The organism is Sphingomonas yunnanensis (genome assembly GCF_019898765.1).
Lineage (GTDB): Bacteria > Pseudomonadota > Alphaproteobacteria > Sphingomonadales > Sphingomonadaceae > Sphingomonas > Sphingomonas yunnanensis.
Genome location: NZ_JAIOKB010000007.1, coordinates 57650 through 70683 on the forward strand (window position 1 = coordinate 57650; position 13034 = coordinate 70683).

11 protein-coding genes and 1 tRNA gene are annotated in these 13034 nt (G+C 69.6%); 6 read left to right on the forward strand and 6 right to left on the reverse strand.

The features are described from left to right. Nucleotides 1-294 precede the first annotated feature (294 nt). Genes K7957_RS16910 through K7957_RS16920 form a run of 3 tightly spaced genes read right to left on the reverse strand, consistent with a single transcriptional unit; the run spans nucleotide 295 to nucleotide 2377 of the window. Entirely contained in the window at nucleotides 295-693 is a 399-nt protein-coding gene (locus tag K7957_RS16910; protein WP_223013494.1) for a YybH family protein, read from the reverse strand. Between the two features lie 8 nt (nucleotides 694-701). After that, nucleotides 702-1094 (reverse strand): hypothetical protein, encoded by a 393-nt coding sequence (locus K7957_RS16915; protein ID WP_223013496.1) that lies wholly within the window; start codon nucleotides 1092-1094, stop codon nucleotides 702-704. Further along, entirely contained in the window at nucleotides 1091-2377 is a 1287-nt protein-coding gene (locus K7957_RS16920) for an EAL domain-containing protein (RefSeq protein WP_223013498.1), read from the reverse strand. The genes K7957_RS16915 and K7957_RS16920 overlap by 4 nt, the downstream gene beginning before the upstream one ends. Before the next feature lie 63 nt (nucleotides 2378-2440). On the opposite strand from K7957_RS16920, the gene moaA reads away from it, so the two are divergent. From moaA to K7957_RS16945, 5 genes are all read left to right on the forward strand, one after another. Next, nucleotides 2441-3448, forward strand: coding sequence for a GTP 3',8-cyclase MoaA (gene moaA / locus K7957_RS16925; protein ID WP_223013500.1), 1008 nt, complete (start codon nucleotides 2441-2443; stop codon nucleotides 3446-3448). Next, nucleotides 3445-4224, forward strand: a complete 780-nt coding sequence (locus tag K7957_RS16930) for an NAD kinase (RefSeq protein ID WP_183944276.1) — start codon at nucleotides 3445-3447, stop codon at nucleotides 4222-4224. The genes moaA and K7957_RS16930 overlap by 4 nt, the downstream gene beginning before the upstream one ends. A gap of 66 nt (nucleotides 4225-4290) precedes the next feature. Further along, nucleotides 4291-4365 (forward strand) — tRNA-Asn (locus K7957_RS16935). 481 nt (nucleotides 4366-4846) lie between these two features. After that, nucleotides 4847-7888, forward strand: a complete 3042-nt coding sequence (locus K7957_RS16940) for a TonB-dependent receptor (protein ID WP_223013502.1) — start codon at nucleotides 4847-4849, stop codon at nucleotides 7886-7888. A 49-nt stretch (nucleotides 7889-7937) separates the two neighbouring features. Continuing rightward, nucleotides 7938-9485, forward strand: coding sequence for a tryptophan halogenase family protein (locus K7957_RS16945; protein ID WP_223013504.1), 1548 nt, complete (start codon nucleotides 7938-7940; stop codon nucleotides 9483-9485). Between the two features lie 7 nt (nucleotides 9486-9492). On the opposite strand, the gene K7957_RS16950 is transcribed toward K7957_RS16945, so the two are convergent. Then, nucleotides 9493-10128: a nicotinamidase gene (locus K7957_RS16950; RefSeq protein ID WP_223013507.1), complete on the reverse strand. Its 636-nt coding sequence runs from the start codon at nucleotides 10126-10128 to the stop codon at nucleotides 9493-9495. Between the two features lie 400 nt (nucleotides 10129-10528). On the opposite strand from K7957_RS16950, the gene K7957_RS16955 reads away from it, so the two are divergent. Further along, nucleotides 10529-11134 carry a CC0125/CC1285 family lipoprotein gene (locus K7957_RS16955; RefSeq protein WP_183925124.1) on the forward strand — a complete coding sequence of 202 codons (606 nt, stop codon included), beginning with the start codon at nucleotides 10529-10531 and terminating at the stop codon, nucleotides 11132-11134. Between the two features lie 95 nt (nucleotides 11135-11229). Here K7957_RS16955 and dapD read toward each other — a convergent pair whose 3' ends face one another. Next, the gene (gene dapD, locus K7957_RS16960) at nucleotides 11230-12057 is read right to left on the reverse strand and encodes a 2,3,4,5-tetrahydropyridine-2,6-dicarboxylate N-succinyltransferase (RefSeq protein WP_223013509.1); all 828 of its coding nucleotides are present in this window, start codon (nucleotides 12055-12057) and stop codon (nucleotides 11230-11232) included. Further along, nucleotides 12054-12719, reverse strand: a complete 666-nt coding sequence (locus tag K7957_RS16965; protein ID WP_223013511.1) for a pyrimidine 5'-nucleotidase — start codon at nucleotides 12717-12719, stop codon at nucleotides 12054-12056. Before K7957_RS16965 ends, dapD begins: the two co-directional genes overlap by 4 nt. Nucleotides 12720-13034 lie beyond the last annotated feature (315 nt).

Genomic DNA, 13034 nt, shown 5'->3' on the forward strand with positions numbered 1-13034 from the left:
TCCTGTCGTGGGTAACCTCCCGCCTCTCCTCGCCGGCGGCGCCCAGCTGGGAAGGTCGTCGTGAGTTCCTCGACGGTCTTCCAACTGGACCGCGGGCGTTCGTCGGACTGGTAAGCTTTAGGTGAAGGCGTCCGACTGACGATCGATGAACTGCGCGCCCCTAACTTCCTTCGTTCCCCGGCGTAGGCCGGGGAACAGTTGGGAAGGTCCTGGTGAGACCGGCTGCCGTCACCCAATTGGACCCCGGCCTACGCCGGGGAACAGAGAGGGTGAGCGACGGAAACAGCCCCCTTCTCAGCTGCTGTGATCCGAGATGATCCGCCACCCCTCCCTGCGCCGCTCGAACAGCAAGGTCGTCAGCCCGGTCTGCGGCGCGGCGCCGTCCGGCGGCGTCAGCGTCCAGCGCGCGACATGGAGCAGGTGGACCGCGCTCAGCGGCCGCCACATAACGGGCGTGAAGCTCAGCCGCCCCCGCACATTGCCGCCCCCGACGAAGCTCTTGGCGTAGCGCGCCGCGATCGCCTCCCGGCCGCGCGCCACCTCGCCGCCGGCGACATAGACCGCGTCGGGCGCGTAGATCGCGGTGAAGCGCGCGAGGTCGCCCGCGTTCCAGCCGGCCGCGCTGTCCGCCATCACCGCCTCGACCTGCGCCTGCGGCGTCGCCGCCGCGACCGCCGCGGCCCAGATCAACATCGCCGCGCTCATCGTGCCACCTCCGCCCCGTCGCCGACCGCCTCGGCGAGTTCGTCCGCGTCGAACTGCTCGCGCGTCATCGCGAAGGTGCCGACATAGGTCGCGAAGGACCAATCGCCGCGCACCTCGGTGCCGCGCGCGTCCACGGTGCCGCGATAGTCGACCGCGTGCACCAGGACCTCGCCGTCATATTGCTTGACGAACGTCACCGCCGCGCCGTCGCGCCGGCCGCTCACCAGCGCGCGCCGCACCGGCTCCAGCCCCAGATCGTCGGGCTCGCTGATCGTCCCGCCGAGCTGGCCGCCGCGCTCGGTCAGGCGCGCGATGAAGCTGTTCGGTTGGCTGCCCCCGCCCTCGTAGCGCCCGTACCAGGTGCCGCCGAGGTCGCGCGGGTCGCTCACGCCAGCCGCGCCTGCAACGCGCCGTCCTCGAGCGGCCCCGCCCAGAGGAACCCCTGGTAGAAGGTGCAACCGCGCTGCGCCAGCAGCACGCGCTCGCGCTCGCTCTCCACGCCCTCGGCCACCGTCTCCAGCCCCAGCCCTGCGGCGATCGCGATCACGCCCTCGACGACGACGCGGTCACGCGCGTCGCCGGTGACGGTCTGCACCAGGCTGCGGTCGATCTTGAGATAGTCGAGCGGCAGACGGGTGAGATAGGACAGGCTGGAATAGCCCGTTCCGAAATCGTCGAGCGCGACGCGGCAGCCCGCGGCGCGCAGCGCGGTGAGCGAGGTCGCGGCGCCGTCGAGGTCGTCGATCAGCCCGGTCTCGGTGACCTCGGCGGTGACCCGCTCGAAGGCGATGCCCGAGGCGCGCACCCGCGCGAGGAAACGCTCGACGAAGGGCGCGCGCGCCATGTCGGCGGCGGTGACATTGACCGCGATGCGCAGCTCACCCATTCGCGCCGGCCAGCGCGCGGCGCGCTCGAGCGCCAGCGCCTGCACCTGATCCGACAGCGCCACGCCCAGGTCGGCGCGGTGCGCCGCCGCGAGCAGGGTCTCGGCGCCGAGCACGCCCAGCCGCGGGTGCTGCCAGCGCGCCAGCGCCTCCACCCCGGTGACCGCGCCGTCGACGAGCCGCACCTGCGGCTGGAAGCGCACGTCGATCTCGCCGCGCTCGATCGCGCGGTGCAGGTCGGCGGCGAGCGCGGCGAGCGGCACGCCCTCATGCTCGGCCGCGACCCGCGTCGTCGCGCCGTCGCTCGCGCGGGCGCGCGCCAGCGCCTCGGCGGCGCGGCGCAGCAGGTGCTCGGCGGGCTCGTCCTCGGTCATCCGCGCGACACCGATGCGCGCGCCGACGTGGATCGTCTCGCCGTCGATCGTGAAGGGTCGCTCCAGCGCGCGCTCGATCCGACTCACCGCGGCGTCGCCGGTCGCGGCGTCGCCCGCGACCACGATCGTGAAGGTGGCGCCGCCGCGCGCCGCCGCCATCACATGGCCGGCAAGCTCCTGGGCGAGCCGCTCCGCCATCGCCTCGACCAAATGGTCGCCCGCGGCGCGGCCGTAGGCAGTATTGACGATCTCGAAGCTGGTCGGCGCCGCGACGATCGCGGTGATGCCGCCGACCGCATGAGCCTCGACCAGGCGCAGCTGCTCGGCGCTGGCCGCGCTCTCTCCCGGGCGTCGCCCGCCCCGCTGCATCGCCCGTGACCGCCGCTCCATCCCGCGCTTGGTAGGCGCGGTCACGGCGCGCGGCAATCATCTTGCTCTGCCGTGAACGACTCCCTAGCTCTCTGCGTTGTGCCAGTCATGGATCTAGAACGCGCGCCTGCGCCCCTCGTCGACTCGTTCGGCCGTGCCATCCGCTATCTCCGCGTCTCGGTGACCGATCGCTGCGATCTGCGCTGCCGCTATTGCATGGCGGAGCACATGACCTTCCTGCCGCGCGAGCAGATCGCCTCGCTCGAGGAGCTGGCCATCATCGCCGAGCGCTTCGTCGCGCGCGGGGTGCGCAAGATCCGGCTGTCCGGCGGTGAGCCGCTGGTGCGGCGCGACGTGATGATGCTGGTGGAGCGGCTCGGCCGCCATGTCGGCGGCGCACTCGACGAACTGACGATGACGACCAACGGCACGCGGCTGCGCCGCTATGCCGCCGACCTGGTCGACGCCGGGGTGCGCCGCGTCAATGTCAGCCTCGACACGCTCGACCCGGAGCGCTTCCGCTACATTACCCGCCACGGCGACGTCGCCGAGGTGATCGACGGCATCACCGCCGCGCGCGACGCTGGGCTCGCCGTCAAGATCAACATGGTCGCGCTCAAGGGGCTCAACGAGGACGATATCGCGCCGATGCTGCGGTGGTGCGCCGCCGAGGGTCACGACCTCACGCTGATCGAGACGATGCCGCTCGGCGCGATCGACGAGGACCGTGCCGACCGCTTCCTCCCGCTCACCGCGGTGAAGGAGCGGCTCGATGGCGTGTTCGCGCTGACCCGGGATGTCGAGGGCACCGGCGGCCCGGCGCGCTACTGGCAGGTCGACGGCGGACGCACGCGGCTGGGGCTGATCTCGCCGCTCACCGCCAATTTCTGCGACGGCTGCAACCGCGTGCGGCTGACTACCGAGGGTCGGCTCTATACCTGCCTCGGCCACGACGACCAGCGCGATCTGCGCGCGGCGCTGCGCGCTGGCGGCGTGGGCGCGCTGGATGCCGCGATCGAGGACGCGCTGCTCACCAAGCCGCGTCGCCACGATTTCCGCATCGCGCGCGACGCGGCGCCCGCGGTGGCGCGGCACATGAGCGTCACCGGCGGATGAGCCGCTATCCGCGGCGGGCGCTGGTCGCCTCGCCTACCGCCCCGGCGCAGGCGGCACGTGCCGAGCTGGCCGATACCTGGGACTGGTGCGCGCTAGACGAGGCCGACATGGTGGTCGCGCTCGGCGGCGACGGCTTCATGCTGCAGACGCTCCACAACCTGCTCGAGCGCCGGCGCGCGATCGTGCCGGTGTTCGGGATGAATCTGGGCACGGTCGGCTTTCTGATGAACGAGTGGCGTCGCCACGACCTCGACGGACGGATCGAACGCGCGCGCGCCTTCCAGGTCACGCCCCTGACCGCCACGGCGACGGGCGTGGACGGGCGCGTCCGCACGCTGCCCGCGATCAACGAGGTGTCGCTGCTGCGCGAGACCCGCCAGACCGCCAAGATCGAGGTGAAGATCAACGACCGCATCGTCATGGACGAGCTGTCGTGCGACGGCGTGCTGGTCGCCACGCCGGCTGGCTCGACCGCGTACAATCTCTCCGCGCACGGGCCGATCCTGCCGCTCGGTTCGCAGATGCTAGCGCTGACGCCGATCAGCGCCTTCCGCCCGCGCCGCTGGCGCGGCGCGATCCTGCCCGACCGAACGCGCGTGTCGCTCCGCGTACTCGATTCGAGCAAGCGCCCCGTGTCAGCGGTGGCGGACCAGCGCGAGGTGCGCGACGTGGCGCAGGTCGACATCGCGATGGACCGCGCGCGCGAGCTGACGCTGTTGTTCGATCCCGAACACGCGCTCGACGATCGGATCGCGATGGAGCAGTTCGTCGCCTGATCGCCGATGCGGCACAAAGGGGATTGCGCCGCGCGATTCCGCGGCTATAGACGCCCTCCACAGCGTTCCCCGATAGCTCAGCGGTAGAGCTCTCGACTGTTAATCGAGCGGCCGTTGGTTCGAATCCAACTCGGGGAGCCACTCTCTTATATCGCTGAACCAAGGCCGATGCGCCGGATGCGCTGCGAGGCACGCGTTGCCGCGCGCATGGCGCCTGATCCGCCCTTTGGGATATATACGGTAACGCTACCACCTTGTGCGGGCGCATGCTGGAAGCACGATGTCGCCGCACCAGTAACTTCCTGAGAGGCGGAACACCCGAAGAGTCGTGCACCATAAATTGGCAGCCTTTGTCATGCCCTTCATTAGCGGCCGCGGGCCTGAGTGCGTCACAACGCGCGGCTAAAACTTTGCCGATACGAAAGGGGAAAGCGGTTACATCGCTTTGCTGTTCCAAGCGCCGGAAGTTTCACATTGATCGGACAAACCGGACGAGCTAAATACCGCATGGTAGCGCTCATCAAGGCGCACCACGAAGGCTCGCCGGTCAGCGGCGGCATTAGGGGGGATGATGGAAGACGGCGTTCGACTCTCGCGCTTTGTTAACGTTCACCGGCGCTCGTTGCGGGCGGGCGCTTCGCTCGCGGCGCTGCTCGGACTCGGGCTGAGCGGCTCCGCCTGGGCACAGGCCGAGGTCCAGCCGATCGCCCCCGACGCCAGCCAGGCGGCCGCTCCCGGCCAGGACCAGGGCGAGCCCGGTGCAAGCGACGCGGGCGACGTGGTCGTGACCGGCCGCCGCGCCGCACTCCAGGCCGCCGACGATCGAAAGCGCCGCAGCGAGACCATCATCGACTCGGTCGTCGCCGACGACGCCGGCAAGCTGCCCGACAACTCGATCACCGAGGTGCTCCAGCGCGTCTCGGGCGTCTCGATCGTCCGCTTCGCCGCGCTCGGCGATCCGGACCATTATTCCGTGCAGGGCTCGGGCGTTCAGGTGCGCGGCCTGACCGGCGTCGCCTCGCGCCTTAACGGCCGCGAGATCTTCAGTGCCAACAACGGCCGCGCCATCCTGTGGAGCGACGTCACCCCCGAGCTGATGGCCGCGGTCGACGTCTACAAGGCCTCTACCGCCGACCTGATCGAGGGCGGCACCGGCGGCCAGATCGACCTGCGCACCAAGCTGCCGTTCGACTTCGACGGCGGCTTCCACGTCGCCGGCACCGGCGAGCTGGCACTGGGCGACATGGCAAACAAGGCCGATCCGACCGGCTCGTTCCTCGTCACCAAGAGCTTCGACACCGGCATCGGCCGCATCGGCGTGCTCGCCGACCTCGCCTTCAGCCAGTTCAGCTCACTGTCGCAGTTCCTGCGCACCAGCCCCTATTTCCTGACCAAGCTGAGCGACGGCACCGAGAAGTACGTGCCGAGCGGCTTCGCCTACGGTGACGAGGCGTTCCAGTATCGCCGCTACGGCATCTACGGCGCGGTGCAATGGGCGCCGAGCGACTCGCTGACCTTCACCGGCACCTTCTTCCAGTCGCGCTACAAGAGCCAGTCGAGCGACTATGGCACCCAGCTCGACTCACAGACGCTGACGGTCAATCCCGCCACCAGCACCTTCGACAGCGATGGCCTGCTGCTGTCGAGCGACGCGCTGTACAACCGCAACACAGACACTTTCGCGCCCACCAACGCGGCGATCACCAGCAGCGGCAACAAGGGCTTCGTCCAGAGCAACACGGTGACGCGCGACTATTCGCTGTCGTTCGCCTGGGCGCCGGACGGCGGTCCGCTCTCGATCAAGGGCGCGATCCAGCGGGTCGACTCGCACCAGATCTATGACCGCATCGACATCTTCCGCGACACCGGTTTCGGCAACAGCTACGGGATCGACCTCACCGGCGACCTGCCGCTGATCAGCGTCGGCGCCGACACGCGCGCCGCCTTCGCCGACCCGTCGACCTATTTCTGGTCGGCGTCGATGCCGCACAATGAGAACAACAAGGGCCGGCTCGACAGCGCCCAGGTCGACGCCGAGTACACGTTCGACGACGGCTTCTTCCGCTCGGTAAAGCTGGGCGCCCGCGCCGCCGAGCGCAAAGAGCGCGACTTCGCCAACGGCTACAACTGGACCGCGCTGGGGCGCGGCTGGAACGGCGACCCGCAGCTCACCTACGCCAACGCGGTGCCGGGCGACGTCGCGGTCCACACGTTCGACGACTTCTTTCGCGGCAACACCGCGCTGCCGGGCAACCTGATGTTCGCGACCCAGGCGCTGGCGTCGCGCTACAATCGCGACCGCACCGGGCTGGTCCAGTCGCCGCCGGCCGGCTTCTGCCCCGCGGGAACCGAGTTCAACTGCTCCGCATCCGGCCCGCTCCCGGCGGGCAGCGGCTACGGCGGCGCCGCGGGTATCCGCCCGGTCGGCTTCGTCCTGCCGGGCGACCAGGTCGATAACCGCACCCGCAACATCGCCGGCTACGCGCTGCTCCGCTTCGGGCCGCAGGACAACATGCCGGGCATCGCGGGCAACATCGGCCTGCGCGTCGTCAACATCCGCAACCGGGGCAGCGGCTACGTCCAGCAGAACGGTGGGACCGTCTATCTCCGCAACGGCGTGCCGCAAACCTTGGCGAACACCTTCGTGCCGCGCGGCGGGGAGGCCGAGTTCACGCGCTTCCTGCCCTCGATCAACCTCGAGTTCTCGCCCAGCGCCAAGGTGAAGCTGCGCGGCAGCTACAACGTGACGCTCGACCTGCCGAGCTTCACCGCGCTGCGCTCCTCAGGGTCGGTCGGCGTCGCCACGATCACCAACCCGGGCGGGACGGCGCTGACCCCGCTCTTCGCCAACTTCACCGCGGACACGGGCAATCCGCTGCTGAAGCCGACGCTGTCGAACAACTTCGACATCTCGATGGAATATTACGCGCGCGCCGGCACGTCCTTCCACGTCGCGCCCTTCTACAAGCGCCTGACCAACCTGCCGATCTTCTCGATCACGGAGCGGCAGGTAAACGTGATCTTCACCGACGGTACCAACGAGACCGTCACCGCGACCGCGTCGGATTATATCAACTCGACCAAGGCCGCGACGGTGAAGGGCGTCGAGGTCGGCGGCCGCTTCTTCCTCGACATGCTGCCGGGCTTCCTCAGCGGGTTCGGCTTCGAGGGCAATTACACCTTCATCGAGAGCAGCAACCCGGGTGACCTGTACCGCGACATTCGCGGCCAGCTGCGCAACGACGCGCCGCTGGTCGGCCTGTCGAAGCACAACGCCAACGCGACTCTGCTCTATGAGCGCAATCCCTTCTCGCTGCGCGTCGCTTACTCGTGGCGCTCCAAGTACCTGCTGTCGACCAACAGCAACGGCACCAACGGCACGTACAATTACTATAGCGCGCCCGGCGTGCTGACCGACCTGGACGGCGGTGCCAACACCAGCACGCAGATCGCGCTGCCGATCTACGGCGGCAACTACGGCTCGCTCGACGCCGGCATCCGCTTCAAGGTGACGGACAATTTTTCGTTCGGCGTGCAGGGCACCAACCTCACCGCGTCGACCCAGCGGACGCTGATGGGCGGCTATCCCAATGACCGGCTGGTCGGGCGCAGCTGGTTCCAGTCGGACCGTCGCATCAGCACGGGTATCAACCTGTCGTTCTGATAGGATGCGCTGCCCCGCCGGTCCGCGGCGGGGCAGCGGGGGGACGGCCATGAGGAAGCGCGTGCTGATCGTCGGCGGAGGCACCGCGGGGTGGCTCACCGCCGGCTATCTCGCGAAGCGGCTGGGCGCCGACCTGGCCGAGGGCGTCGCGATCACACTGGTCGAGTCGAAGGACATCGGCGTGCTCGGTGTCGGCGAAGGCACCTTCCCCACGATCCGCCGCACGCTCGCCACGATCGGCGTCGACGAGGCCGATCTGGTGCGCCGCTGCGGCGCCACATTCAAACAGGGCGCGCGCTTCGTCCATTGGCAGCGCGCGCCGGGGACGTCCGGGCGCGACCATTACATGCACCCGTTCCAGGTCGCCGAGGCGCCGGGCGGGCTCGAGCTACTGCCCTATTGGCTCAGCGGCGCCGCGGGCGACGCCGAGTGGGACGAAGTTTCCACCCCGCAGAAGGCCGCCGCCGACTCGGCGCGCGCGCCCAAGCTGCCGACCCACCCCGATTATATCGGGCCGCTCAACTACGCCTTCCACTTCGACGCGGTCGCGCTCGCGGGGCTGCTGCGCGAGCGCGCGGTGGCGAACGGCGTGACCCATCTGGTCGACACCGTCACCCATGTCGCGCTCGACGACGCCGGCGCGGTCGAGCGGGTGGAGACCGAGCGTCACGGCACGCTCACCGCGGACCTCTACGTCGACTGCACCGGCTTCCGCGCCGAGCTGATCGGCAAGGCGATGGGCGTGCCGTTCCGCTCGTGCCGCGACGTGCTGTTCTGCGACCGGGCGCTCGCCGCGCAGCTGCCCTATGACGCGCCGGACGCGCCGATCGCGTCGCAGACCATATCCACCGCGCAGGAGGCGGGCTGGATCTGGGACATCGGGCTGGACCACCGCCGCGGCATCGGCCACGTCTACTCGTCCGACCACAGCGACGACGCGGCCGCCGAGCGCGCGCTGCGGCGCTATCTCGGCGCGCGCGGGGAGCAGGCGGAGGTGCGCCGCTTCCGCTTCGAGGCGGGTTTCCGCGAGGTTAACTGGCGCCGCAACTGCGTCGCGGTGGGGCTGTCGAGCGGCTTCTTCGAGCCGCTGGAGGCGACCGGCATCGCCTTCGCCGAGGTGTCCGCCGCGATGATCGCCAACCTCTTCCCGTGGAGCGGCGACTACGAGACCTCAGCGCGGCAGTTCAACGCGAACCTGCTGCGCCGCTACGAGCGCGCGCTCGACTTCATCAAGCTGCATTACTGCCTGTCCGAGCGGCGCGACACCGACTTCTGGCGCGACAATGTCGCCGACTCGTCGAACACCGCCAGCCTGCTCGAGCTGCTCGACCGCTGGCGCCATCGCTGGCCCAACGAGCTCGACATCGACCCGCAGGTCGACATCTTCACCGAGGCGAGCTGGCAGTACGTCCTCTACGGCATGGGCTGGCGCACCGACCTGAGCGCGCGCGCCGGTGCGCTGCGCTACCGCGACGACGCGCGCCGCGCGTTCGGCGAGGTCCGCCGGCAGGTCGGGGTCGCGCTCGCCAACCTGCCGTCGCACCGCGCCCTGGTCGAGGCGGCGCAGCGGCGCGGCTTCGGCGGCGCCGCCGCCTGAGCCCGCGCTAGAAGCTGACGCCCGCGGTGCGCATCGCCGCCTCCGCGGCATCGACGCTGCTGCCCTCCCCCGCCGGTATCGCGATCGCGCGCGTGTAGCCGGTCAGCACGAGCGCCGCGAAGCCCTCGCGCCGCGCGTCGAGCGCGGACCAGCTGACGCAGAAATCATAGGCGAGGCCGACCAGGACGCAGCGCCGCACGCCCTTGTCGCGGAGATAACCGGCGAGGCCGGTGGGCGTGGCCCTGTCGTTCTCGTAGAAGGCCGAGTAGGAATCGACCGCCGGGTCGGCGCCCTTGCGCAGGATCAGCCCGGCGCGCGCGACCGCGCCGGCGACGTCGGGGTGAAAGTCGGCGCCCGCGCAACCCTGAACGCAATGGTCGGGCCACAGCACCTGCTCGCCGTAGGGCAGGCGGATCACGTCGAAGGCGCGCCGGCCGGGATGGCTGCTCGCGAAGGACGAGTGGCCCGCGGGGTGCCAGTCCTGCGTGACCACGACGTGGCGGAAGCGCTCGGCCAGCGCCGCGATCGGCGCCATGACCGCATCGCCGTCCGCCACCGCGAGCCGACCGCCGGGGCAGAAGTCGAGCTGCGGATCGACCACGATCAGCACGTCCTCGGCGGTAAAGTCGTCGGTGTCGTCCATCGGCTGCTCCCTCACGTGGGCCCTCTCGGGCAGATGACGATACGCCTTACCGTGCTCCTGCGCAGGCAGGAGCCCAGGGCCACGCTGGCGCGACGTGTTGTCTTGCTCGGCTCTGGGTTCCGGCTTTCGCCGGAACACGGGTCTGCAACACGAACGTTGAGCGATATCGCAGCGAGTCCTTGTCAGCAGAGCGGCGCGTCTACTCGACATCGCCGCTCACATCGCTCGGCCGCAGCGTCCGAAGCGTCTCGTGCGCGGATACGAGGCGCCTCCGCCACACACACTCGGCACGCCTCGCCGCCCCCTTGGCGCACGGAGCGTTTCCGTTCATCGCACGTTCCACTCGCCTCGGCTACACGACGCCAGTCGTGCCGCCCTGGTGCGATTGGAGTGACTCGCCATGTTGAAGAAATGGGGCCGCACCGCCGCTGTCGTGGCGCTGGCGGCCAGCACCACGTTGGTCGCGGCGTGCGCGACCGAGACTGCTTATCGCCCGGCGACCGGATCGGGCTTCTATCGCACCGGCTACAGCGACACTCGCATCGAGCCGAATCGGTTCCGCGTCACCTTCGCGGGCAACACCGTCACCGACCGCGACGTGGTGGAGCGCTACCTGCTGTTCCGCTCGGCCGAGCTGACGCTGCAGAACGGCTTCGACTATTTCGTGATGGCGGACCGCGACACCGATCGCCAGGCGCGCACCTATTCGACGCCGGGCTACGGCGGCTTCGGTCCCGGCTTCGGCGCATTCGGCGGTGGGCTGTGGGGGCCGCGCTGGGGCTTCTACGGCCGCGGTTTCGGCTATCGCGCCTGGGATCCGTTCTGGGGTGGCCCGTGGGGCGGCTTCGGTGGCGGTGCCGACATCCGCACCGTCGACCGCTACGAGGCCTCCGCCGAGATCGTGATGTTCAAGGGCTCGCCCGAGCCTGGCAACGTCCGTGCCTTCAACGCGCGGCAGGTGGTAGAGACGATCGGGCCGTCGATCAGGCTGCCCAAGGCGTCCTGACCCCTCGATCGATGAGGACAACGGGGCTGCGACCGGCGAGGTCGCAGCCCTTCTCACGTCTGGATCGGTGCGCTGAGCTTACGCCCACGCGCGTCTCAGTCGCGCAGCAGTTCGTTGATGCTGGTCTTGCTGCGGGTCTGCGCGTCGACGCGCTTGACGATCACCGCGCAGTAGAGCGCCGGCTTGCCTTCCCCGCCGCCGATCGAGCCCGGCACCACCACCGCATAGGGCGGGACTTCGCCGCGGAAGGTCTCGCCGGTCACGCGATCGATGATCTTGGTCGAGGCGCCGAGGTACACGCCCATCGACAGCACCGCACCCTCGCCGACGCGCACGCCCTCCGCCACCTCGGCGCGCGCGCCGATGAAGGCGCCGTCGCCGATGATGACGGGGTCGGCCTGGAGCGGCTCGAGCACGCCGCCGATCCCCGCCCCACCCGAGAGGTGGACGTTGCGTCCGATCTGGGCGCAGCTGCCGACCGTCGCCCAGGTGTCGACCATCGTGCCCTCGCCGACATAGGCGCCGATGTTGACGAAGCTGGGCATGAGGATCGCGCCCTTGCCGACGAAGGCGCCGCGCCGCACCACGCTGCCCGGCACCGCGCGGAAGCCCGCGGAGCGGAACTCGGCCTCGCTCCAGCCCGAGAATTTGCTCGGCACTTTATCGTACCAGTGGCCAGCACCGGGGCCGTTGTCGATCAACGCATTGTCGTTGAGGCGGAAGCTCAGCAACACCGCCTTCTTGAGCCACTGATTGACGCGCCAACCGCCCGCCCCATCGGGCTCGGCGACGCGCGCCTCGCCCGCGTCGAGCAGCGCGAGCGCGCGATCGACCGCGACACGGATCTCGCCCGCGGTGGTGAGGCCGAGCTCGGCGCGCTGCTCCCAGGCGGCGTCGATGGTGGCGGCGAGGTCGGTCGTCATGGGGTCTCCAACAGGGTCTCGAGCCAGGCGGTGAGATCGGTCACGCGATAGTCGACGTAGGAGCGGTCGTCATCGTGGTCCTGCTCGGACCCGTTGTCGACCCACACCGTCGCCATGCCGATCGCCTTGGCGGGTCTTAGGTTGCGCGCCATGTCCTCGACGAACAGGCCGCGCGCAGGATCGATGCCGAAGGCGTCGCACAGCCCCTGATAGGCGGCGGGCGCGGGCTTGGGCACGAGGTTCATCGCGGTGATATCGTGCACCGCCTCGAAGCTGGCGCCGAGCCCGAGCCGATCGAGCACCTTGAGCGCATAGGGCTTGTCGCCGTTGGTGAACACCAATTTGCGCCCGGGCAGACGCGCCAGCGCGGCGGCGAGCGGAGCGTTCTCCTCCAGCGCGTCCATCTCGATGTCGTGGACATAAGCGAGGAAGGCGGCGGGATCGATCTCGTGATTGGCCATCAGCCCGGCCAGCGTGGTGCCGTGGCCGAGGAAATAGTCCTTCTGTACGCGCCGCGCCTCGACCGGATCGAGCCCTAGCAGGTCGCCGACGAAGGCGGTCATGCGCCGGTCGATCAGCGCGAACAGGTCGGCGCTGGCCGGATAGAGCGTGTTGTCGAGATCGAAGATCCAGGTGTCGATGTGCGCGAGCGCTGGCAGCATGGCGCTGGGCTGTAGTGGCTTTACCGCGGCGCGTCATCCCTTCGGCTGTTTAAGGCGAGGGGATCTTCGCTCCGATCATCCGAGCCCACCCTTTTATCCGCTTCGTCATCCCGGACTTGTTCCGGGATCCGCCCGTCCGTGAGAGCAACGCGACTTGAGGTTGCGGCACGGTGGATCCCGGCCTTCGCCGGGATGACGGAAGCGAGAGGAAGCGGCTAGCGACGAACGAGTGACGAGTCCGTGATCCACGAACATGTCGCGCGCGAAAGTCGATCGGAACCGCGCGCGCTGAACCCGCCCCAAGCCACGCTTCGC

Coding starts and splice junctions, on each gene's coding strand:
- moaA (WP_223013500.1), top strand. CDS start 2,441: ATGGATCTAGAACGCGCGCCTGCGCCCCTCGTCGACTCGTTCGGCCGT.
- K7957_RS16910 (WP_223013494.1), bottom strand. CDS start 693: ATGTTGATCTGGGCCGCGGCGGTCGCGGCGGCGACGCCGCAGGCGCAG.
- K7957_RS16945 (WP_223013504.1), top strand. CDS start 7,938: ATGAGGAAGCGCGTGCTGATCGTCGGCGGAGGCACCGCGGGGTGGCTC.
- dapD (WP_223013509.1), bottom strand. CDS start 12,057: ATGACGACCGACCTCGCCGCCACCATCGACGCCGCCTGGGAGCAGCGC.
- K7957_RS16930 (WP_183944276.1), top strand. CDS start 3,445: ATGAGCCGCTATCCGCGGCGGGCGCTGGTCGCCTCGCCTACCGCCCCG.
- K7957_RS16950 (WP_223013507.1), bottom strand. CDS start 10,128: ATGGACGACACCGACGACTTTACCGCCGAGGACGTGCTGATCGTGGTC.
- K7957_RS16965 (WP_223013511.1), bottom strand. CDS start 12,719: ATGCTGCCAGCGCTCGCGCACATCGACACCTGGATCTTCGATCTCGAC.
- K7957_RS16955 (WP_183925124.1), top strand. CDS start 10,529: ATGTTGAAGAAATGGGGCCGCACCGCCGCTGTCGTGGCGCTGGCGGCC.